The following is a 266-nucleotide window of genomic DNA, read 5'->3' as shown; positions in this document are numbered from 1 at the left end:
CGCCGCACGGTAGGTCGTCGTGATCTTCGAGTACATGCTGTCTACCAGTTCGAGCGTCTCGGGCGTATCGCCGGACACGATCTTGGTGGTCGACGTGTCCGTATGAATGCGGTCGCCGGGATTGATGCGCTCCGGCGAATAGGCGACCCAGAAATCCGCGCCGTGCTGCAAGCGGCGCTCGCCCGTGCGGTCGTCGCGTTGTTCAAGCAGTGGTACGCAAATGTCTTCCGTCACGCCCGGATACACGGTGCTCTCGTAGATCACCG

General features: G+C 62.0%; 1 pseudogene. It reads right to left on the bottom strand.

What is annotated here, in order from left to right:
* A pseudogene (locus tag SB771_RS34920) lies at positions 1–266 on the bottom strand (nucleotide sugar dehydrogenase); the annotation flags it as partial.

Origin of the sequence: Burkholderia sp. SIMBA_051, from assembly GCF_046534915.1 — a bacterium.
Classification (GTDB): Bacteria; Pseudomonadota; Gammaproteobacteria; order Burkholderiales; family Burkholderiaceae; genus Burkholderia; species Burkholderia ambifaria.
This window is presented reverse-complemented; position numbering and strand designations above follow the sequence as displayed.